18 protein-coding genes are annotated in these 17,442 nt (G+C 66.4%); 8 read left to right on the top strand and 10 right to left on the bottom strand.

Annotated elements, in window-relative coordinates; translation table 11 throughout:
* Nucleotides 1-2 precede the first annotated feature (2 nt).
* Nucleotides 3-1,766, bottom strand: a complete 1,764-nt coding sequence (locus tag F9Z44_RS01000; protein WP_159602815.1) for a 7TM diverse intracellular signaling domain-containing protein — start codon at nucleotides 1,764-1,766, stop codon at nucleotides 3-5.
* A 454-nt stretch (nucleotides 1,767-2,220) separates the two neighbouring features.
* Between F9Z44_RS01000 and F9Z44_RS00995 the strand changes: the two genes are divergently transcribed.
* The 4 genes from F9Z44_RS00995 (at nucleotide 2,221) to F9Z44_RS00980 (ending at nucleotide 6,293) form a co-directional block, all read left to right on the top strand.
* Nucleotides 2,221-3,114, top strand: coding sequence for a sulfurtransferase (locus F9Z44_RS00995; protein WP_159602813.1), 894 nt, complete (start codon nucleotides 2,221-2,223; stop codon nucleotides 3,112-3,114).
* Between the two features lie 36 nt (nucleotides 3,115-3,150).
* Complete coding sequence (locus F9Z44_RS00990) at nucleotides 3,151-3,711, top strand: OsmC family protein (RefSeq protein WP_159602811.1); 561 nt, start codon at nucleotides 3,151-3,153, stop codon at nucleotides 3,709-3,711.
* Nucleotides 3,712-3,834: 123 nt separating this feature from the next.
* A complete protein-coding gene (locus F9Z44_RS00985; RefSeq protein ID WP_159602809.1) occupies nucleotides 3,835-4,983 on the top strand; it encodes an acyl-CoA dehydrogenase family protein in 1,149 nt (382 codons plus the stop codon).
* Nucleotides 4,980-6,293, top strand: coding sequence for an FAD-dependent oxidoreductase (locus F9Z44_RS00980; protein ID WP_159602807.1), 1,314 nt, complete (start codon nucleotides 4,980-4,982; stop codon nucleotides 6,291-6,293). Before F9Z44_RS00985 ends, F9Z44_RS00980 begins: the two co-directional genes overlap by 4 nt.
* Before the next feature lie 10 nt (nucleotides 6,294-6,303).
* On the opposite strand, the gene F9Z44_RS00975 is transcribed toward F9Z44_RS00980, so the two are convergent.
* The 3 genes from F9Z44_RS00975 to F9Z44_RS00965 all read right to left on the bottom strand — a co-directional run bounded on the left by F9Z44_RS00975 (nucleotide 6,304) and on the right by F9Z44_RS00965 (nucleotide 8,512).
* On the bottom strand, nucleotides 6,304-6,801 hold the full coding sequence (locus F9Z44_RS00975) for a hypothetical protein (protein WP_159602805.1): 498 nt from the start codon (nucleotides 6,799-6,801) through the stop codon (nucleotides 6,304-6,306).
* 26 nt (nucleotides 6,802-6,827) lie between these two features.
* Entirely contained in the window at nucleotides 6,828-8,012 is a 1,185-nt protein-coding gene (locus F9Z44_RS00970) for an AAA family ATPase (protein WP_159602803.1), read from the bottom strand.
* 104 nt (nucleotides 8,013-8,116) lie between these two features.
* Complete coding sequence (locus F9Z44_RS00965) at nucleotides 8,117-8,512, bottom strand: helix-turn-helix domain-containing protein (RefSeq protein ID WP_159602801.1); 396 nt, start codon at nucleotides 8,510-8,512, stop codon at nucleotides 8,117-8,119.
* A gap of 109 nt (nucleotides 8,513-8,621) precedes the next feature.
* On the opposite strand from F9Z44_RS00965, the gene F9Z44_RS00960 reads away from it, so the two are divergent.
* Nucleotides 8,622-9,401, top strand: coding sequence for a hypothetical protein (locus F9Z44_RS00960; protein ID WP_159602799.1), 780 nt, complete (start codon nucleotides 8,622-8,624; stop codon nucleotides 9,399-9,401).
* 6 nt (nucleotides 9,402-9,407) lie between these two features.
* On the opposite strand, the gene F9Z44_RS00955 is transcribed toward F9Z44_RS00960, so the two are convergent.
* Both F9Z44_RS00955 and F9Z44_RS00950 read right to left on the bottom strand, forming a co-directional pair.
* Nucleotides 9,408-10,451, bottom strand: a complete 1,044-nt coding sequence (locus tag F9Z44_RS00955) for an RNA methyltransferase (protein ID WP_159602797.1) — start codon at nucleotides 10,449-10,451, stop codon at nucleotides 9,408-9,410.
* A 117-nt stretch (nucleotides 10,452-10,568) separates the two neighbouring features.
* Nucleotides 10,569-11,459: a LysR family transcriptional regulator gene (locus F9Z44_RS00950; protein WP_159602795.1), complete on the bottom strand. Its 891-nt coding sequence runs from the start codon at nucleotides 11,457-11,459 to the stop codon at nucleotides 10,569-10,571.
* A gap of 101 nt (nucleotides 11,460-11,560) precedes the next feature.
* Here F9Z44_RS00950 and F9Z44_RS00945 point away from each other — a divergent pair, with 101 nt between their 5' ends.
* Both F9Z44_RS00945 and F9Z44_RS00940 read left to right on the top strand, forming a co-directional pair.
* Nucleotides 11,561-12,445: a pirin family protein gene (locus F9Z44_RS00945; RefSeq protein WP_159602793.1), complete on the top strand. Its 885-nt coding sequence runs from the start codon at nucleotides 11,561-11,563 to the stop codon at nucleotides 12,443-12,445.
* A gap of 13 nt (nucleotides 12,446-12,458) precedes the next feature.
* Nucleotides 12,459-13,328, top strand: a complete 870-nt coding sequence (locus F9Z44_RS00940) for a pirin family protein (RefSeq protein WP_159602791.1) — start codon at nucleotides 12,459-12,461, stop codon at nucleotides 13,326-13,328.
* A 7-nt stretch (nucleotides 13,329-13,335) separates the two neighbouring features.
* Here F9Z44_RS00940 and bla read toward each other — a convergent pair whose 3' ends face one another.
* Nucleotides 13,336-14,211, bottom strand: a complete 876-nt coding sequence (gene bla / locus F9Z44_RS00935; protein WP_159602788.1) for a class A beta-lactamase — start codon at nucleotides 14,209-14,211, stop codon at nucleotides 13,336-13,338.
* A 101-nt stretch (nucleotides 14,212-14,312) separates the two neighbouring features.
* Between bla and F9Z44_RS00930 the strand changes: the two genes are divergently transcribed.
* Entirely contained in the window at nucleotides 14,313-15,185 is an 873-nt protein-coding gene (locus F9Z44_RS00930) for a LysR family transcriptional regulator (protein ID WP_159602786.1), read from the top strand.
* Between the two features lie 18 nt (nucleotides 15,186-15,203).
* Here the strand turns inward: F9Z44_RS00930 and cynS are convergent, their stop codons facing one another.
* Genes cynS through ntrB form a run of 3 tightly spaced genes read right to left on the bottom strand, consistent with a single transcriptional unit; the run spans nucleotide 15,204 to nucleotide 17,440 of the window.
* Nucleotides 15,204-15,647, bottom strand: a complete 444-nt coding sequence (gene cynS / locus F9Z44_RS00925) for a cyanase (protein WP_159602784.1) — start codon at nucleotides 15,645-15,647, stop codon at nucleotides 15,204-15,206.
* Between the two features lie 43 nt (nucleotides 15,648-15,690).
* Complete coding sequence (locus F9Z44_RS00920) at nucleotides 15,691-16,584, bottom strand: ABC transporter ATP-binding protein (RefSeq protein WP_159602782.1); 894 nt, start codon at nucleotides 16,582-16,584, stop codon at nucleotides 15,691-15,693.
* Nucleotides 16,574-17,440: a nitrate ABC transporter permease gene (gene ntrB, locus F9Z44_RS00915; RefSeq protein WP_159602780.1), complete on the bottom strand. Its 867-nt coding sequence runs from the start codon at nucleotides 17,438-17,440 to the stop codon at nucleotides 16,574-16,576. The genes F9Z44_RS00920 and ntrB overlap by 11 nt, the downstream gene beginning before the upstream one ends.
* Between the last annotated feature and the right edge of the window lie 2 nt (nucleotides 17,441-17,442).

Here is a 17,442-nt window from a genome sequence, read left to right as displayed (position 1 = left end):
TTTCAGCATCCTTCAACGTGGAGGTCTGGCATCGACTGCGGGCTTGACCCGCTCGCCTGCGCCGCAGGGTTGCGCGAGGGCTGTGGCACCTCATAGCAAGGGACCGGCTCGGAAAACCCTTTCAGGCTCAACGCACCGACGCTCGTGACAGGCATCTCATCCTCGATCTCGCGAGCCACAACGCTTGATACGAGGATCTGGCCGGCATGCGCGTCTGCGCACAAACGGGCGGCCAGATTGGTCACATTCCCGATGGCCGCATAGTCGCGCCGACCCTCGAAGCCGATGGCGCCAATGGTGGCCATGCCCTGCGCAATGCCGATGCCCATGGCCAGGCTGTACCCGCGTTGCCCCCAGATTTCGTTGAGCCTCGAGAAATCGGCCTGCATTTGCATGGCCATGACGACCGCTCTTTTGGCTGGGTCGGAAACTTCCACCGGGTCGTTGAAGAAGATCATCATCCCGTCGCCGGCAAACCGCTCCAGCGTGGCTTCATGCTCAATCACCAGTTTGCCCATGGCCGCGTGGAACTCGCCCAGAATGCGCATGACTTCTTCGGCGCCATGCTTCACGGTGAATGCGGTGTAGCCCCGCAAATCCAGGAACAGGACGACGATTTCACGGTGGCGTGGCTGGTACAGCTCCTCGCTGGTGGCCGACAGCAGTTTGTCCGCCACCGCCGGGGAGAAGAACCGCCGCAGTCGTTCGAGCCGCTGCACCTGCGCGATGCGGGCAGACAAAGCCAGCGACAGCATGATGGCGTCGATCAGGATGCCGATGTCAACCGCTCTGAAGGTCCATTCCGAAAAGGGAAGCACGGACATCACGGTCAATGCGGTGAAGGTGGAACCCACGAGCCCGGCTGTGGAGGCGCACAGATAGAGCGCTGCCGCCTTGTTGCGCCGCTGCAGGGACAACCACCCCAGGGTGAATGCACCCAGCCCGAAGATGACCACCCAGGCAATCGCGCTGATGACATGCGCCCGGTAGCCGCCCAGCATGGTCACGAAGAACGACAGCACCAGGACAGCCAGAAGGCGCAGCGTCCAAACATGGGCCGCGGGAAGCTTGTTCTTGAGATCGAGAAAGACGAGGGCAAAGACCAGGCCGAAAAAGCTGTACACATAAATGACGATGGATGAGAACCATGCGTACAGCTGTGGAGACTCCGGCATCACCCAGCGGAAGGTATGCCCGTTGTAGGTGGCGTGCATGACCAGAAAGGCTGCCAGCCAGACGCAGTAGGCGAGGTAGGTTTTCTCGCGCGAAGTGAGAAACAGCATCAGGTTGAACAAGAGCAACGACAGCAGGCCGCCGTAGAGGAGGCCGAAGTACAAGGCCTCGGAAGCGGCCAGCCGCTCGAAGGCATCGCGGTCCAGCAATTCCATGCCGATGAAGAATGGGTCGCTGGTCGCTGCGCGCACGACCAGCGTGGCGCCACCCGGCGGCACCGTCAGGGAGAAATTGACCCTGCGAAATGCCTCGGCGCGCTGCGAAAACGGGACGCTGTCGCCGCCTGCCGCGCTCTGCGCAGCGCCGTTGGACGCGACCAGGGTGGCCTGGAGGTCGTCCAGCCAAATGGGGTTGAACACCAGCAAACGTTCCAGCGGTTGGCTTCCGCCGTTCTCCAGTGAAACAACAAACCAGTAGGCTGCCGAGCTGTAACCCGGGCTGAACACACCTTGGTCCAGCTTCTTTGCCAAGCCGTTGCGGGCCAGCGCCAGGACCTCGTCAACGGTGAGGTTGGCCTTCGCATCCATGACCATGGACGCCGACGGTGTCAGGGACACCCGGGCTTGAGACGCGTCCACCCGACGTTCGCCTGCCTGTCCGTCTTGCTCCGTTGCTGCTGCTGTCGGGGGCGGCACGAACCCGAATGCCAGCAATGCGAGTGATATGACGAAAAATCGAAATCGGAATCGCATGCGTGCCAGTTCGAGGCGGAAGGAGATGGGGCCTGTAGGTTGACTGGAATCCCGGGTTTTGTGCCATTGACCCATCCGTTTGAAAGGTTACTGATCGACACAGTGTTGACATTGTGTCGACACAGTGGTGTGGCCAGGACAGGGCCACCTCCAGCGCATTCCCCCAGCCAAACCCCGATAAACCCAGCAAATTCAACGCCCCGCGCGCCTGGACCCCCGTGCCCGACACCCTGGCACGTTGGTTGCGCTAGAGACCTCAGGCAATCCCGCCTTCCGCCACTTCCGCGAGGTCTCCATGAGCATTGAAGCCACCCTGATCGCCCCCGCCCAGCTTGCTGCGCAGCAGTCGTCCGAACCTGTCGTGGTCATCGACACGCGCGACGCGGATACCTTCGCCGCTGGCCACATTCCCGGCGCCGTGAACCTGCGTGAGGTGTTCACGTACCTCGCCACTTCCACGCCAGAGGGTTTGCAATCCCTCAAGGCCACGTTTGCCGACGCGCTGGGCGCGGCTGGTTTGTCGGGCAAGGAAACGGCGGTGTTTTACGAAGACGCGATGAACAGCGGCTACGGCCAGTCGTGCCGCGGTTACTACCTGCTCACCTGGCTGGGCTACCCCAAGATCAAGGTGCTCAACGGCGGCTTCAGCGCCTGGAAGGCCGCGGGCCTGCCCATCTCCACCACGGCCGTGGCGCCCACGCCCGCCACCTTCCCCACCGATCTGCCCACGTCTGACGTGATGCTCACGCAGGACGATGTGAAGGCCGCGCTGGGCACCGACACGGTGTTGCTCGACGTGCGCGACATCGACGAGTGGATCGGCGAATCGTCGTCGCCCTACGGCAAGGACTTCGCACCCCGCAAGGGCCGCCTGCCCGGCGCCAAGTGGCTGGAGTGGTACCGCTTCATGAAGCCTTCCGCGCAAGGCCCGGTGTTCAAGACGCCCGACGAGGTGAAGGCCGAGTGCGCCACCGCCGGCATCACCACCGACGACACCATCTACCTCTACTGCTTCAAGGGCGCGCGCGCGTCCAACACCTTCCTGGCGCTCAAGCAGGCCGGCTTCTCGGATGTGCGCATGTACTTCGGCTCGTGGAACGAGTGGTCGCGCGACGAGAGTCTGCCGATCGAGACCGGCCTGCCGCTGGCCAAGTCCACCAAGAAGCCTGCGCTGGCGCTCGCCGCCTGACACCTTCTCCCCCGACCCTGAACACCTGGAGACACCATGTCCGCTACCGACACGCTTGAGCCTGTGACCACCGTGAAGGCTTACCTGCGCCCCATCGACAGCGAGGGCCTAGCGGCCTTCGCGGCCAAGGGCAAGGCCAACCCCGCCAGCCGTGGCACCAACAAGGTCCACACCGTGATGGAGGGCCAGTACCGGTCCCTGTCCACCGTGGGCAACCACGCGCCGGTGGTGGTGGACGAACCGCTGCACCTGTTTGGCCAGGACACCGCGCCTGCCCCCGGCGAGATCGCGTTGTCGGGCCTGGGCGGGTGTCTCGCGGTGGGCATCACGGCGGTGGCCACCTGGAAGGGCGTGAAGCTCAGCAAGCTCGAGGTGTTCATGGAAGGCGACATTGGCAACCCCGCTGCGTGGGGCGCTGGTGGCGCGCTGGAGAAGACGCCGGCGGAGATGGGTTTCCAGGCGATCCGGGTGAAGGTGCTGGTGGAAGGCGACGCGCCGCGCGAGGTGCTCGACGAGATCGTGCAGCACGCCAATTTCTACTCGCCGGTGGCCAACACCATGCGCAATCCGATTCCGTTCGAGATCGCGCTGGCCTGAACCCTTCCTGACTCGGGCTGGGCTTCGACAGGCTCAGCCCGAACGGGAATTTCCGTTCGCCCTGAGCACCCCCTCCGTTCGCCCTGAGCCTGTCGAAGGGCTTACCCACCTGTTGGAGCTTGAATGAACCCGAATGATTTGCCTCGCGAGCTGACGCAAGAGACCTCGGCCAACACGCTGCTGGCCGCGGTGCGCGAGGTGGCGCAGGGCCCGTTGGCGGCGGTGGTCGAGTCCATCGACCGCACCGGTTACTACCCACGCAGCGAGCTGCAGCAGCTCGCCGCCCTGGGGGCCATGAGCGCGCACCTGGACGGCGACGCCGGACCGGGTGACTTCGGCCTGTCGATCCGCGCCATGGCCGAGGCCTCGCGCGTGTGCGGCGCCACCGGCTTCATGATGTGGTGCCAGGCGGTGTGCGGCCTGTACATGCAGCAGTCGGGCAACCCCGCTTTGAATGGCGAGGTGTTGATGGCCCATGTGCGCGGCGACACGCTGGGCGGCACGGCCTTGTCGAACCCCATGAAGAGCTACGCGCAGATCGAGAGCCTGCTGCTCAAGGCCACGCCGGTGGAAGGCGGCTACCTTGTGAACGGCTCGCTGCCCTGGGTCAGCAACCTCGGACCCGACCACAGCTGCGGCGCCATTGCCGCGGTGGTGAACGGCGACGAGCCCATCGGCCGCGAGGTGATGTTTCTGCTGCGCTGCGGCGCGCCGGGCGTGGAGCTGCGCGAGTGCCCGAGCTTCTCGGCCATGGAGGGCACGGGCACCTACGCCCTGCGCCTGAAAGACCATTTCATTGGCGCGAACGATTTGATGGCCGACGCCGCCAAACCGTTCATTGCCCGCATCCGTGCGGCCTTCGTCATGCTCCAGTGCGGCATGGCGGTGGGTGTGACACAGGGTGCGATCGACTCCATCTGGGAAGTGGAGGCGCAGCTGGGCCATGTGAACCAGTTTCTGGAAGACCGGCCCGACGCATTGCAGGCCGAGCTGGACGCGCTGACCGCCCGTGTGATGAAGCTGGCCCAGACGCCCTACAACCCGTCGGTGGAGTTCTTCATCGACGTGCTAGACGCACGTGCCCACGGTGCCGAACTATCTCTGCGCGCGGCGCAGTCGGCCCTGCTGCACCAGGGCGCGCGCGGCTACCTCATGAGCTCGGCCGTGCAACGCCGTGTGCGCGAGTCGCACTTCGTGGCCATCGTCACGCCCGCCATCAAACACCTGCGCAAAGAGATCGCGCGGCTGTCAGCCGAGGTGATGCCGGCATGAGCACCGATCCCTCCATGCCCCTGCCCACTCCACCGTTCGGGCTGAGCCTGTCGAAGCCCCTGCCAACCGCCGTGGAGAGCGCCCTCGCGCCCTGGCAGCAGTACATCTGCGACGCCTGCGGCTACATCTACAACGAAGCCGACGGCGACCCCGACGGCGGCCTGGCTCCGGGCACGCGCTACGCCGACATCCCCGACGACTGGGCCTGCCCGCTGTGCGGCGTGACCAAGGCCGACTTCACGCCCTACACACCACCCAGCCGGGATGCCCTGCGCGCCGGCCTCGCCCACAGCGCGCCAGTGGCCCCGCGCGGCGCGGCGGGCGTGGTGATCGTCGGTGCCGGTCGCGCTGGCTGGCAGATGGCCGAGGCGCTGCGGGCGCTCGACGCCCGCCTTCCGATCACCGTGGTCACGGCCTGCGCGGGCGACGTGTACGACAAACCCATGCTGTCCATTGCCATGGCTCGCCGCACCGCACCGGATGCGCTGGTGAAGGAAAGCGGCGCGGCCGCAGCGGCGCGACTGAACGTGCGCCTGCTCAGCCACACACACGCCGTGCGCATCTGCGCCGACACGAACCAGCTGCGCACCACACGCGGCGTGCTGCGCTTTGACCGGCTGGTGCTGGCCCACGGCGCGCAAGCCGCCCTTCCGCCCACGCTGCCGGCAGCGCTGTGCTGGCGCATCAACCACCTGGCCGCGTACCAGAAGCTGCGCGCCGCACTCGGCAAGGTTGACGAGACAGGGCCCCAGGACATCGCCATCGTCGGCGCCGGCCTGATCGGCAGTGAGCTCGCCAACGACCTCGCGCTCGGCGGCCACCGCGTCACCTTGCTCGACGTGCAGACCGAACCCCTGGCCCGCTGGAGCGCCGAGGGCGCAGGCAGCCAACTGCTTGACGCCTGGAAGGACCTGACCATCCGTTTCGTGGGCGGCGTGCAAGTGGCGCAACTGGAGCAGGTGGCGGGCCGCTACCGCATCACCACCGCCTGCGGCCAGCGCTTCGCCGCCGACCAGGTGATCGCCGCCGCCGGCCTGGCCACGCCGCCGCGCCTGGCGCAGAGTGCCGATCTGTTGTGGGACAACGGCATCGCCGTGGACCCGGCGAATCTCAAGACCAGCAACGAGCGCATCCACGCCATGGGCGACTGCATCGCCGTGAACGGCCAGCCCAGCCGCTTCATCGAACCCATCGCCCGCCAGGCGCGCGCGATTGCCGCCGACATCTGCGGCACCACGCCCGCGCCCTATGAACCGCGCGCGGCGGTGGTGCGGGTCAAGACGACGTCGCGGCCGCTGACCTTGCATTGAGCGGCATCTGTCAATCGGCAGGCCAGTCTGCGAAAACCAGTGCCCGCCGCAGCGATGCCAACACGGCCACGCGCGGCAGCGCTGCATCCAGTGCAGCTTGATTGAAATGGCGCCACACCGTCGGATCGTGGGCAGCGCCGCCGAAGCGGTTCTCGAAGTCCTGCTTGAGCTGAGCGGTGTTTCTGTCCTGCACAGGGCCGTGATGGACGCTCAGCAACACCGCTTCCAGGCAAGGCTCACAGGACGCGACATGCACTCGGCTCTTGCGGGCCGAGGCCCGTGTCTTGTCGTTCCAGTCGGCGTCGGTGTCCAACAGGGCAACCACCAAGTCGTAGGCCGCGTTGCGCGACTGGCGCAGGGCGACATCCACCACGTGCGCGGCACCCTTGCCACGCGCGTTCTTGATGGTGACCATGACGCCCGATCCGCGCTGCACATAAAGGCCCTTGAGGTGCTGGAGGAACAACACCTCGGCGTCGCCCTCACCCACTACCAGCACAGTGCGCACCACCTGGCGCCGGCGCCTCTCACCCCTCATAGCTGCGGCACAGCTCCGTAGGCGCCCGCCATGTACTTCGCATACAGGTTGTCGTCGCTGCGGATGCCTTCCACGCTGTCCAGTCGCCAGGCGCTGCTTTGGTTGTCCTCGCTCTTCTCCACGAGCGTGACTTGTGATTTGTGAAGGATGTTCAGCACCTCCATGGCGTGGCAGGTGAACAGCAGCTGGCCACCATGGGGGTTGGTCACCGGACTGGCAAACAAGTCCAGGATCGGTTCGAGCATGTGCGGGTGCAGGTCGTTCTCGAACTCGTCGATCACGGCCAAGCCGCCGGTGGCCAGCACCGGAAGGAGTCGGGACAACAACACCAGTGCACCCTGCGTGCCACTGGACTCCAGCGCGAAAGGCAACTCGAACGAAACATGGCCTGCAGCCCGATGGATACCGAAAGGCAGCCAGAACTTGCTCGTCTTGCCATCGGACTGGACTGTTTCAACTTCGCGAACCTGCACATCGCTCAAGCCCAGGTCCCAGGCCGACAACAGGCGCACCAGTTGTTGCCGCTGGGCCTCCTCGGTGGCGAAGTGCGTGGCCGCCTGGATCAACTGGCTGGCGTCGTTCACCATGCGGCCATATTGGTGAATGTTGCTCCAGATCTGGCTGCCAGCCAGCCGCTGTGCCAGCGGCACGCCGTATTGCGCGGCGGTGGCGATCAGGGACGCGTTGGGGCGCACCTTGCGCGCTTCTGAAGGCGCAAAGCCAAAGTCCTGCTGCTTGATGTCGTACGCCTGAGTGGCCTCGTTCCAATCGCGCACGAACACATAGCGCATGCGCTCGTGCCGCGCGTAGAGCGCTTCGTGCAACACGCGCTGCGGCGTGCAGCGCAAGGTGTAGCGCATGAGCTGGCCATCCACATCCAGCTCCACCTCGAACTCGGAAGGCTCGCCCGCTGTTGCCGCATGCGGTTGAAAAGGAAGCGCGGCTGCTGGATCGGATGCAAAGGAGTGGCTGGCAAACCAGTGCAAAAACAGGATCGGTTTGAGCAGAGCGGTTTTGCCGCTGGCGTTGGGGCCAATGACAGCCATCACGCGGCTCACCCGCTCACCCGAACTGGCCAGATGCGACCAGACGGCCTGCGGCACTTTGCGATCAAGCAGCCACGACACCTCGGCGCGCTCGCGGAAAGACTGGAAGTTGGAGAAGGCGTAACGGTGCAACATATCGTCATTAAACCTCATTTCAAACGATTATTTGTATGAACTTTGGTTTATCAACCATAGTAGGCGATTTCAACTTTGACCGGCACACCCCTGGGTGCTCCTGTTCATTCTTTCGAATGCACCTGCGCCAACGCCAGGATCACCTCGCGCACCAGCTTGCGCTGCGGTGCCGGCAGGCCCAGGAAGGCGTCGAACACCTCGCGTTCCTGGTAGCTCACGCCTTCGTCCCAGCGTTTGCGGCTCTCCTGCACGCGGTGGCGCACGGTCTGGCCGAAGCGCAGCACCTCGGGTTCCACCCGCAGGATCTCGGCCAGCACCAGCAGCTTGTCTTGCGCGGGAATCGCCTCGCCACGCAACCAGCGTGACACCGCCTGGAACGACACCGAGCGCCCCCAGTAGTGCGCGTTGAAGAGGTTCAGCAGCACACCGGGGCGCTGCTCCAGGCCGGCGGCCGCCATGGCATCGCGCAGCCGCTGGGCGAATTCGAGCTTGTGTTCCATGCATCGAACGCTAGTTTTCGGCCGCCTTTGGAATCAACTTCGTGTTGTATGCTGAATTCACTTGTTGATTGACTTATTCACCCAAAACCACAACCGTCAGGAGGACAACATGAACCCAGCCGTGTCGCCGCGCGTCACGCCCACCACCGCTGCGCTGCTGCAATGGTGGTTCGATCCACCGTGCACGCAGGCCCGGGCCGGCCTCGGATTTCACGACGAGCAGCGCCGCGAGATCCTGCGCACGATCGCGGCACACGAGGCGCTGGATGGCGATGCGCCCCCGCGCGAGCGGCCGGTGCATCGCGTGGCCCTCTCCACCGGCATCGACCAGATCCGGGTGCTGTTGGCCCTGCTGGTCTGGCAGCTGCTCAACCACCGCGACGCGCTCGCGGCGGGCCTCGACGACCCGCGCTTCACGAGCCACTTCATTGCCGTGGCGCACCACGCCCGCGCCCGCGACCGCCTGTTCGCCACCTTCAGCGGCCAGCCAGTGCCGGGCAGCCACGGCGCGCGCGACTTCGGCACGGCTGGCCTGGTGCGGCTGGCCGAACTGCTGATCCCCGGCCACCGACGCGACGAGGTCTACGGCTTCGTTTGCGCCCACGTCTGCAGCGGCGCGCAGTTCGTGCGCCAGCCGGTGAGCGACGGTGTGATCGCCATCAGCGACGGCCGCCTCGAAGCGCTGGAGTGCCTCGCGCGCCTGCCTCGGGTGATGGTGTTCGACGACGAATCACACCCGCCCCACTGGGCCCGTGGCATAGGCGGCGTGACCAGCCCGGCGTGGCGCCAGCACCTGCGCCGCATCGCCTCAAGCCGGGACGAGCTCTGCGCCCAGGTGGTGTTCTCGCAGGGCGCACACAGGGAAGCTGCGGAGCCCAGTTGGCTCTGAGCACCCTCAGGCGTTGGCGCCTTGCACGTGCAAGGGAATCACGCGGCGCGCCGGCTTCTCGGCGCGAGCCCGCAACTGCCCACACCCGCCCTCCACGTCCTGCCCCGCCGACTGGCGCAGCTTGGTGAGGATGCCGCGGCGGTGCAGGCGGCGCGCTATCTCCTCGGCCTGCTCCCGGCTTGGGCGCTGGTAGGGCAGGTCGTCCACGGTGTTGTACGGAATCATGTTGAGGATGGCGTGCTTGCCGTGCAGCAGGCGCACCAGCCCATCGATCTCGTCGTCGCCGTCGTTGATGCCGGCCAGCAGCGTCCACTGGTACTGGATGGGATAGCCTGTGGCACGCGCGTAGCGCTCACCGGCCTCCACCAGCGCCTCGGGTGTCATGCGCGGGGCGCGCGGCAGCAGCTGTTCGCGCAAGTCTGCTTTGGTGGTGTGCAGCGAGAGCGCCAGCGCTGGCTTCACGCGGGCCTGCGGCAAGGCTTCGAACACACGCGGGTCGCCCACGGTGGAGAACACCAGTTGCTTGTGGCCGATGTTGCCCACAGTGCCCAGCAGGTCGATGGCCTCCATCACGTTGTCCAGGTTGTGCGCGGGCTCGCCCATGCCCATGAACACCACCTTCTTCACCGGGCGCAGCGTTCGCGCCAAGGCCACCTGCGCCACGATCTCGGCGCTGCCCACCTGGCGCACCAGGCCGCCCTGCCCCGTCATGCAGAACACGCAGCCCACCGCGCAACCCACCTGCGTGGACACGCACAGGCCGTCGCGCGGCAGCAGCACGCTCTCCACTGTCTGGCCGTCGGCCAGGGCCAGTAGCAGGCGCGCCGAGCCATCTTCGCCCGGGTGTTCGGATTGCAGCACCGCCAGGCCCGCGAGCTCCTCGGTCAACGCCGGCAGCGCCGCCACCAGCGTGGCCGGCAGGAAGTGCGACACCTCGCGCCGGCCCGCGTCCTGCGGCAAGGCCTGCGACCACAGGCGCAGCACGCGCTGCGCGTGGCGCGGATTGGCGCCCAGGGCGCTCAATCGTTGGCGGATGTGTTCTATACGCATGGGGAGCGAAGCTTACAGCCGGGACATCCCCCGTTCGGGCTGAGCTTGTCGAAGCCCTTGCGCGAACCTTGCTTGCAGGACTTCGACAAGCTCAGCCCGAACGGAGACTTTGGCCCGTTACCGTTCAAACAGGGCTGATAGCGCAGGCCCAGCCTCGTCGATGAAATGCCGCAGCTTGGGCGGCACGAAACGCTGGCCCGGGTAGACCAGGTGGATCGGATCGGTGCGCGCGTACCAGCCCGGCAGCAGCGGCACCAGGTGCCCGTGGCCGATCTCGCGGCGGCACACGTAGTCGGGCAGCAGGGCCACGCCCTGGGCATCGAGCGCGAGCTGGCGGATGAGGCGCATGTCGTTGGCTGCAAAGGCACAACGCAGCGGCACCTGCGCGCGGGTCTTGCCGCGCGAGAGTGTCCAGCTGTCGCGCCCCAGTGGGCTGAAACACAGCGTGGCGTGCTGCGTGAGGTCTTTCGGTGTGCGCAGTGCCGGCGCGCGCGCCAGGTAGTCGGGGTGGGCAAATGGGGCCCAACGCGCCTGGCCGATCAGGCGCGCCACGAGGCTGGAATCGGCCAGCTCGCCGGCGCGCAGGGCGAGATCCAGCCCCTGCGCCACCAGGTCCAGCCGGGCGTCGGAAAACACCAGCTCCACCGCCACGCCCGGGTGGCGTGCGCGGTAGCCGCTGAGGATGGCGAGCAGCTGGTCGTCGCCCATGTCGATCGGCAGCGTGATGCGCAGCAGACCCTGGGCATCGTGTTTGCCGGCATCGAGCTGCGCCTCGGCCTGCAAGATGTCTTCAAGCCCGCGCGCGGCCTGCGCCAGGTAGGTCTGGCCCGCTTCGGTCAGGTGCAGGCGGCGGGTGGTGCGCTGCAGCAGCGTCACACCCAGGCGCTGCTCCAGCCGCGACACGCGCACGCTCAGCGTGGAGGTGGGCATGCCCAGCAGCCGGGCGGCGGCGCTGAAGCCACCGGCCTGCGCCACGCGCACGAACACCAGCGTGTCGTTTAGGTCCATGGCTCGATCTTTCATCTCATTGAAAAATGATTTGTGATCTTACCGACTTATCACGATCGCGCAGGCCCGGTACAGTGCGTCTTCACCAAGGAGAACACCCCATGAAAACCGTGTCTTTCATCCAACGCAGCGCCGGCGGCCACTGGGTAGGTGACGGCTTTCCGGTGCGCAGCATGTTTTCGTACAACGACCGGCCCGAGCGCTTCTCGCCGTTCCTGATGCTGGACTACGGCGGCCCCACGCGCTTCGAGCCCACCACAAAGCAACGCGGCGTGGGCCAGCACCCGCACCGCGGCTTCGAGACCGTGACCATCGTGTACGACGGCGAGGTCTCGCACCGCGACTCCAGCGGCGGTGGCGGCACCATCGGCCCCGGTGAGGTGCAGTGGATGACGGCTGCCGCCGGCATCGTGCACGAGGAGTACCACGGCGAGCGCTTCGCCAAAACCGGCGGCGCGTTCGAGATGGTGCAACTCTGGGTGAACCTGCCGGCGCGCGACAAGATGGCCGCGCCGGGTTACCAGGGCATCACGCGCGAGCAGATTCCCGAGGTCGCGTTGCCAGATGTCAACGGGGTGGGCGCCGGCACGGCGCGCATCATCGCGGGCGAGCTGCTCGGCGCAAAAGGCCCGGCCCACACCTTCACGCCCATGCAGGTGTGGGACCTGCGCCTGAAGGCCGGCCACACCGTGACCCTGCCAGCCGCGGCGGGCCACACCACGGCACCGCTGGTGCTGCGCGGACGGCTGCGGCTGGACAATGGTCAGGAGGTCGTTGCGGCCAACCTGCCCGTGTTCTCGCGCGACGGCGAGGACGTGACGCTGGAGGTGCTGGAAGACAGCACCGTGCTGTGGCTGAGCGGTGAACCGATCAACGAACCGGTGGTGGGCTATGGTCCGTTCGTGATGAACACAGAGGCCGAAATCCACCAGGCCTTCACGGACTTCCAAAGCGGCAAGATGGGCCGCATCACGGCCGAGGCCTGAACAGGAGAACACGATGCTGGAGATGGTGATCACCGCGCGCGCTGCCGACCTGGGCCACGGCCTGAAAGTGCGGCGTGTGCTGCCCTATGCCAAGCGCCGCATGGTCGGCCCGTGGATCTTCGTGGACCACGCCGGGCCGGTGACCATCGCGCCCGAAGACACGCGCGCGGCCGACGTGCGCCCGCATCCGCACATCGGCCTGTCCACCGTGAGCTATTTGCTCAGCGGCCAGGTCCATCACCGCGACAGCCTGGGCGTTGACCAGCTCATCAACCCGGGCGACGTGAACTGGATGACGGCCGGGCGCGGTATCTCGCATTCGGAGCGCTTCACGCACCCCGACTCGTTTGCCGGCGGCGGACTGGAACTCATGCAGCTGTGGGTGGCCCTGCCCGAGAAGGACGAAGAGACCGACCCGGCCTTCACACACTACCCCGCGGCCAACCTGCCGGTGCAGGAGCGGGACGGCGTGTGGATGCGCCTGATCGCCGGTGAGGCCTACGGCATGAAGAGCCCGGTGAAGACGCATTCACCGCTGTTCTACCTGCACACCGAATGGCAGAGTGGCGCCAGCCTGGCCTTGCCCGGCGGTTACAGCGAGCAGGCGTTGTACGTGGCGCGCGGCGAGATCGAACATGCCGGTGAAACCTATGAGCCCGGTCAGTTGCTGGTATTCGGCAACGACACCGACGCGGTGATCACCGCGCGCACCCAGAGCACGCTCATGGTCTTTGGCGGCGAGCCGCTGGGCGAGCGCCATGTCTTCTGGAACTTCGTGTCCTCGCGCAAGGAGCGCATCGAGCAGGCCAAGGCCGACTGGGCGGCGGGGCGTTTTGCGCTGCCGCCCGACGACAACCAGGAATGGATTCCGCTGCCGGGCTGACCGGCGTTCAGGCCCGCGCCAGCAAGCGCCCCACGCTGGCCAGCGCTGCCTCCCGCGTAGCGGCATCGGTGGCGCTCTCCGCCAGGTAGGCCGTCACGATCAGGGGCGCGCGCTGCGGCGGGAATGCGATGCCGATGTCGTTCGCATCGTCCCCGGCTGTGCCGGTCTTCTCACCCACACGCCAGCCGGCCGGCACACCGGCCCGCAGGTGCGTGCCGCCGGTGGTGTTGGCCAGCAGCCATTGCAGCAGCCGCTCGCGCGAGGCCGGTGCCAGTGCATCGCCCAGCAGCAGCTTGTGCACCGTGTGCGCCATCGCGCGCGGCGTGGTGGTGTCCAGCGGTTCGCCGCTGGCGGCGCGGCGGTTCAGTTCGGGCTCGGTGCGGTCCAGCCTTGTCACCGTGTCGCCCAGCCGGCGTGCGAAGGCGGTGAGCGCCGCCGGGCCGCCGTAGCTGGCGAGGATGAGGTTGGCGGCGGTGTTGTCGCTGGTGGTGATGGTGGCCTCGCACAGCTGGGCCAAGCTCAGGCCCTCGCCGCCCACGTGCTTCTCCGTCACGGGCGACCACGGCACCAGGTCCTGCTGGCGGTAGCGGATGCGCCGCTCCAGCGATTCCTCGCTGCGATCCGCGCGGGCCAGCACCAGGGCGCTGGCCAGCAGCTTGAACGAACTCAGCATGAGGAAGCGCTCGTCCGCACGCCAGCCGTGTTCGCGCCCGGTGGCGGTGTCGATGATGTGCACGCCCAGGCGACCGCGGGCCGTGGCCTCGATGTCGCGCAGACCATCCTGCAGGGTGGTCGCGTCCGCCCACGCATTTTTGAAGGGGAATGCGCTCAGGCCGCACAGCAGCCCGGCGCCAGGGGTCAGAAAGAAGGTGCGTCGGTCCATAGGGGTGTTTCGTTGAGGCAAGGCCTGCATCGTAGGCAGTGTGACGCCCGGATTCAAACAGGAATAATCAAGGACCGACCACAGAAAAACTTGGGGACGTCATGGACCTGCCACTCAATGCCTTGCGCGCCTTCGAGGTGTCGGCGCGGCACCTGAGCTTCACGCGCGCGGCGCAGGAGCTGCACCTCACGCAGACCGCCGTGAGCCAGCACGTGAAGAACCTGGAACAGCGCCTGGGCAAGCCGCTGTTCCGGCGCGTGCCGCGCGGGCTGGCCCTCACCGACGAGGGCATGGCCCTGCTGCCGACGCTGGTGGACGCGTTTGCGCGCGTCTCGGCCACGCTGGAGTCATTCAAGGGCGCGCACAAGCGCGAGGTGCTGTCGGTCGGCGCGGTGGGCACCTTCGCCGTGGGCTGGCTGCTGCCGCGCCTGCGCGAGTTCCAGGCACGCCACCCCTTCGTGGAGTTGCGGCTGTTCACGCACAACAACCGCATCGACCTCGCGGCCGAGGGGCTGGACTGCGCGATCCGCTTTGGCGACGGCCAGTGGCCCGGCATGCAGACGCGGCACCTGCTGGACGCGCCGCTGGCTCCCGTGTGCGCGCCATCGTTGGCCCACCGCATCCGCGCGGTGGCCGACCTCGGGCGCGAGACGCTGTTGCGCTCCTACCGTTCTGACGAATGGACGCAATGGTTCTACGCCGCAGGCGGGCGGCCACCGCTGCTCACCGGGCCGATGTTCGACTCCTCGCTGGTGCTGGCCGACGCCGCGGCCCAGGGCGCGGGCGTGGCCCTGTTGCCGCTGGCGCTCTTTGGCCGCGACCTGCAGAGCGGGCGGCTGGTGCGCCTGTTCGACGTGGACGTGGACGTGGGCGGCTACTGGCTCACGCGCCTGAAGACAAGGCGCAAGAGCGCGGCCATGAAGGCATTTCAGGAATGGATGGAGCTGCAGACTCCAGGGGCGCCGCCGCTATGAGCGCGGCGCGGCGGGAGCTCAATACTGCTTGTAGGGCAGGAACTTGCCGGAGAGCACCACATTGACGCGGTCGCCCTTGGGGTCGGCCTGGCGCTGGATGTCCATGCTGAAGTCGATCGCGCTCATGATGCCGTCGCCGAACTCTTCGTGGATGAGTTCCTTGATGGTCGTGCCGTAGACGCTGACGATCTCGTACCAGCGGTAGATCAGCGGATCGGTGGGCACGGCTGTGGGCAGCGAGCCCTTGTACGGCACGACCTGCAGCCACTTCTGCTCTTCCACCGACAGGCCAAAGATCTTGCCGACCACCTTGGCCTCGGCGCCGGACGCCGTCATCTGGCCCAGGCACAGCGCCGTGGTCCATTCCTTGGACTGGCCGACTTTCTTGGCCACGTCGGCCCAGCTGATGCCTTTGGACACCTTGGTGGAGATGATTTTTTCAGTGATGTCGAGTCGGTTCATGGTTGCCTCGTTGCTGTGTGGTGAAGGAAAAGTGAGAAGGGAATCAGTGCGCTTTCGCGCGGCTGACCAGGAAATCAACGATGTGATTGCGCAGGTCGTAGTAGCCGTCGAGGTGGTGGAGTTGTGCGCGTGTGCGGCTGCGCGGCAGCGGGTTGGCCACCACCTCGGCCATGCCGCCGGGCTTGTAAATGGTTTCGGTGCCCACGTTGCCGTCAGTCAACTCCTGCCCGTTCGTCATGAGCAGAATCCGGTCGGCCAGCAAGATGGCTTCGTCCACGTCGTGCGTGATCATGAAAACGGTCTGCTGCGTCTCGCGCACGATGCCCATCAATTCGTCCTGGATCGTGCCGCGCGTGAGTGCGTCGAGCGCACCAAAAGGCTCGTCAAGCAACAGCATCTTGGGCTGGATGGCAAAGGCCCGCGCAATGCCCACACGCTGCTTCATGCCGCCGGAGAGCTGGCTCGGCTTCTTGTCGATGGCAGGCGACAGGCCCACCAGCGCGACGAATTTTTCGGCGTGGGCGTTGATCTGTGCGCGGCTCCAGTCGGGCCAGCGCGACTTCACGGCGAACGCGATGTTCTGCCGCACGGTGAGCCAGGGCATGAGCGCGTGGCTCTGGAACACCACGCCGCGTTCCAGGCTGGGCCCGGCGATCTCGCGGCCGTCCATGAAGCAGTGGCCGGAGCTCGCGGTGTCCAGCCCCGCGAGCACGTTGAGGATGGTGGTCTTGCCGCAGCCGCTGTGGCCGATGATGCAGACGAACTCGCCTTTGTCGATGGCGAACGACACGTCGGCGAACACCGGCTTGTCGGCCTGGTAGGCCTTGGCGAGGTTTTCAACCTGGAGGAAACCGGTCATCTTGGGAGCTTTCGTGGAGGCCGGCGTGAGGGTCTGGGGAATCGACACGCCTTCGCGGGCGCTGGCGTCACTCCACATAGGTCACCGCCTTCTGGAGCTGGGCAAACATCAGGTCGAGCAGCATGCCGACCACGCCGATGAGCAACACGGCAAAGATCACGTTGGTGAGCGACAGGTTGTTCCACTCGTTCCACACGAAGTAGCCCACGCCCGTGCCGCCCACCAGCATCTCGGCGGCCACGATCACCAGCCAGGCGATGCCCATGCTGATGCGCATGCCGGTGAGGATGGTGGGCGCGGCGGCTGGCAGGATCACCTGGAAGGCCTTGCGCATCGGGTCCACCTCCAGCGTGCTGGCCACGTTCAGCCACTCGCGCTTGACGGCGGACACACCGAACGCGGTGTTGATCAACATGGGCCAGACCGAGCAGATGAAGATCACGAAGATGCCGCTGACGTCCGAGTCTTTCAGCGTGTAGAGCGCCAGCGGCATCCAGGCCAGCGGGCTGATGGGTTTGAGCACCTGCACGAAAGGATCGAAGGCCTTGCGCATCAGCGGCGACATGCCGATGAGGAAACCCAGCGGAATGGCCACCGCCATCGCCAGCAGAAAGCCCAGGCCCACGCGGCCCAGCGAATGCGCGAGCTGGATGCCGATGCCCTTGTCGTTCGGACCCTTGTCGTAGAACGGGTCGGACAGATGCCCCCAGCTGGCCCGGGCCACGTCCATGGGCGGCGGGAAGCCGATGCTCTTCTCGACACCGGGGTCCTTGCCCATCATCTTCGCGTACTCGATCTGCTCCGCAGTCATGCCGGTGGACGAGCCGCCGATGCTGGGGCCGCTGGTGGACAGCTGCCAGGCCCCCACGAAAACGCAGAAGAGGATCAGCGAGACCAGGGCCGCGCGCAGGTTGAGGCTGGCAGAGGCCTTCATCT

It is taken from the genome of Hydrogenophaga sp. PBL-H3 (assembly GCF_010104355.1).
Classification (GTDB): domain Bacteria; phylum Pseudomonadota; class Gammaproteobacteria; order Burkholderiales; family Burkholderiaceae_C; genus Hydrogenophaga.
The sequence above is the reverse complement of the archived record's forward strand: the minus strand, read 5'-3'. Positions and strand labels throughout refer to the sequence as shown.

Bases quoted from the DNA above. Each gene is read 5' to 3' on its own strand.
- F9Z44_RS01000 (WP_159602815.1), bottom strand. From the start codon at position 1,766: ATGGTCATGGATGCGAAGGCCAACCTCACCGTTGACGAGGTCCTGGCG.
- F9Z44_RS00995 (WP_159602813.1), top strand. From the start codon at position 2,221: ATGAGCATTGAAGCCACCCTGATCGCCCCCGCCCAGCTTGCTGCGCAG.
- F9Z44_RS00990 (WP_159602811.1), top strand. From the start codon at position 3,151: ATGTCCGCTACCGACACGCTTGAGCCTGTGACCACCGTGAAGGCTTAC.
- F9Z44_RS00985 (WP_159602809.1), top strand. From the start codon at position 3,835: ATGAACCCGAATGATTTGCCTCGCGAGCTGACGCAAGAGACCTCGGCC.
- F9Z44_RS00980 (WP_159602807.1), top strand. From the start codon at position 4,980: ATGAGCACCGATCCCTCCATGCCCCTGCCCACTCCACCGTTCGGGCTG.
- F9Z44_RS00970 (WP_159602803.1), bottom strand. From the start codon at position 8,012: ATGTTGCACCGTTACGCCTTCTCCAACTTCCAGTCTTTCCGCGAGCGC.
- F9Z44_RS00965 (WP_159602801.1), bottom strand. From the start codon at position 8,512: ATGGAACACAAGCTCGAATTCGCCCAGCGGCTGCGCGATGCCATGGCG.
- F9Z44_RS00960 (WP_159602799.1), top strand. From the start codon at position 8,622: ATGAACCCAGCCGTGTCGCCGCGCGTCACGCCCACCACCGCTGCGCTG.
- F9Z44_RS00955 (WP_159602797.1), bottom strand. From the start codon at position 10,451: ATGCGTATAGAACACATCCGCCAACGATTGAGCGCCCTGGGCGCCAAT.
- F9Z44_RS00950 (WP_159602795.1), bottom strand. From the start codon at position 11,459: ATGGACCTAAACGACACGCTGGTGTTCGTGCGCGTGGCGCAGGCCGGT.
- F9Z44_RS00945 (WP_159602793.1), top strand. From the start codon at position 11,561: ATGAAAACCGTGTCTTTCATCCAACGCAGCGCCGGCGGCCACTGGGTA.
- F9Z44_RS00940 (WP_159602791.1), top strand. From the start codon at position 12,459: ATGCTGGAGATGGTGATCACCGCGCGCGCTGCCGACCTGGGCCACGGC.
- bla (WP_159602788.1), bottom strand. From the start codon at position 14,211: ATGGACCGACGCACCTTCTTTCTGACCCCTGGCGCCGGGCTGCTGTGC.
- F9Z44_RS00930 (WP_159602786.1), top strand. From the start codon at position 14,313: ATGGACCTGCCACTCAATGCCTTGCGCGCCTTCGAGGTGTCGGCGCGG.
- cynS (WP_159602784.1), bottom strand. From the start codon at position 15,647: ATGAACCGACTCGACATCACTGAAAAAATCATCTCCACCAAGGTGTCC.
- F9Z44_RS00920 (WP_159602782.1), bottom strand. From the start codon at position 16,584: ATGTGGAGTGACGCCAGCGCCCGCGAAGGCGTGTCGATTCCCCAGACC.
- ntrB (WP_159602780.1), bottom strand. From the start codon at position 17,440: ATGAAGGCCTCTGCCAGCCTCAACCTGCGCGCGGCCCTGGTCTCGCTG.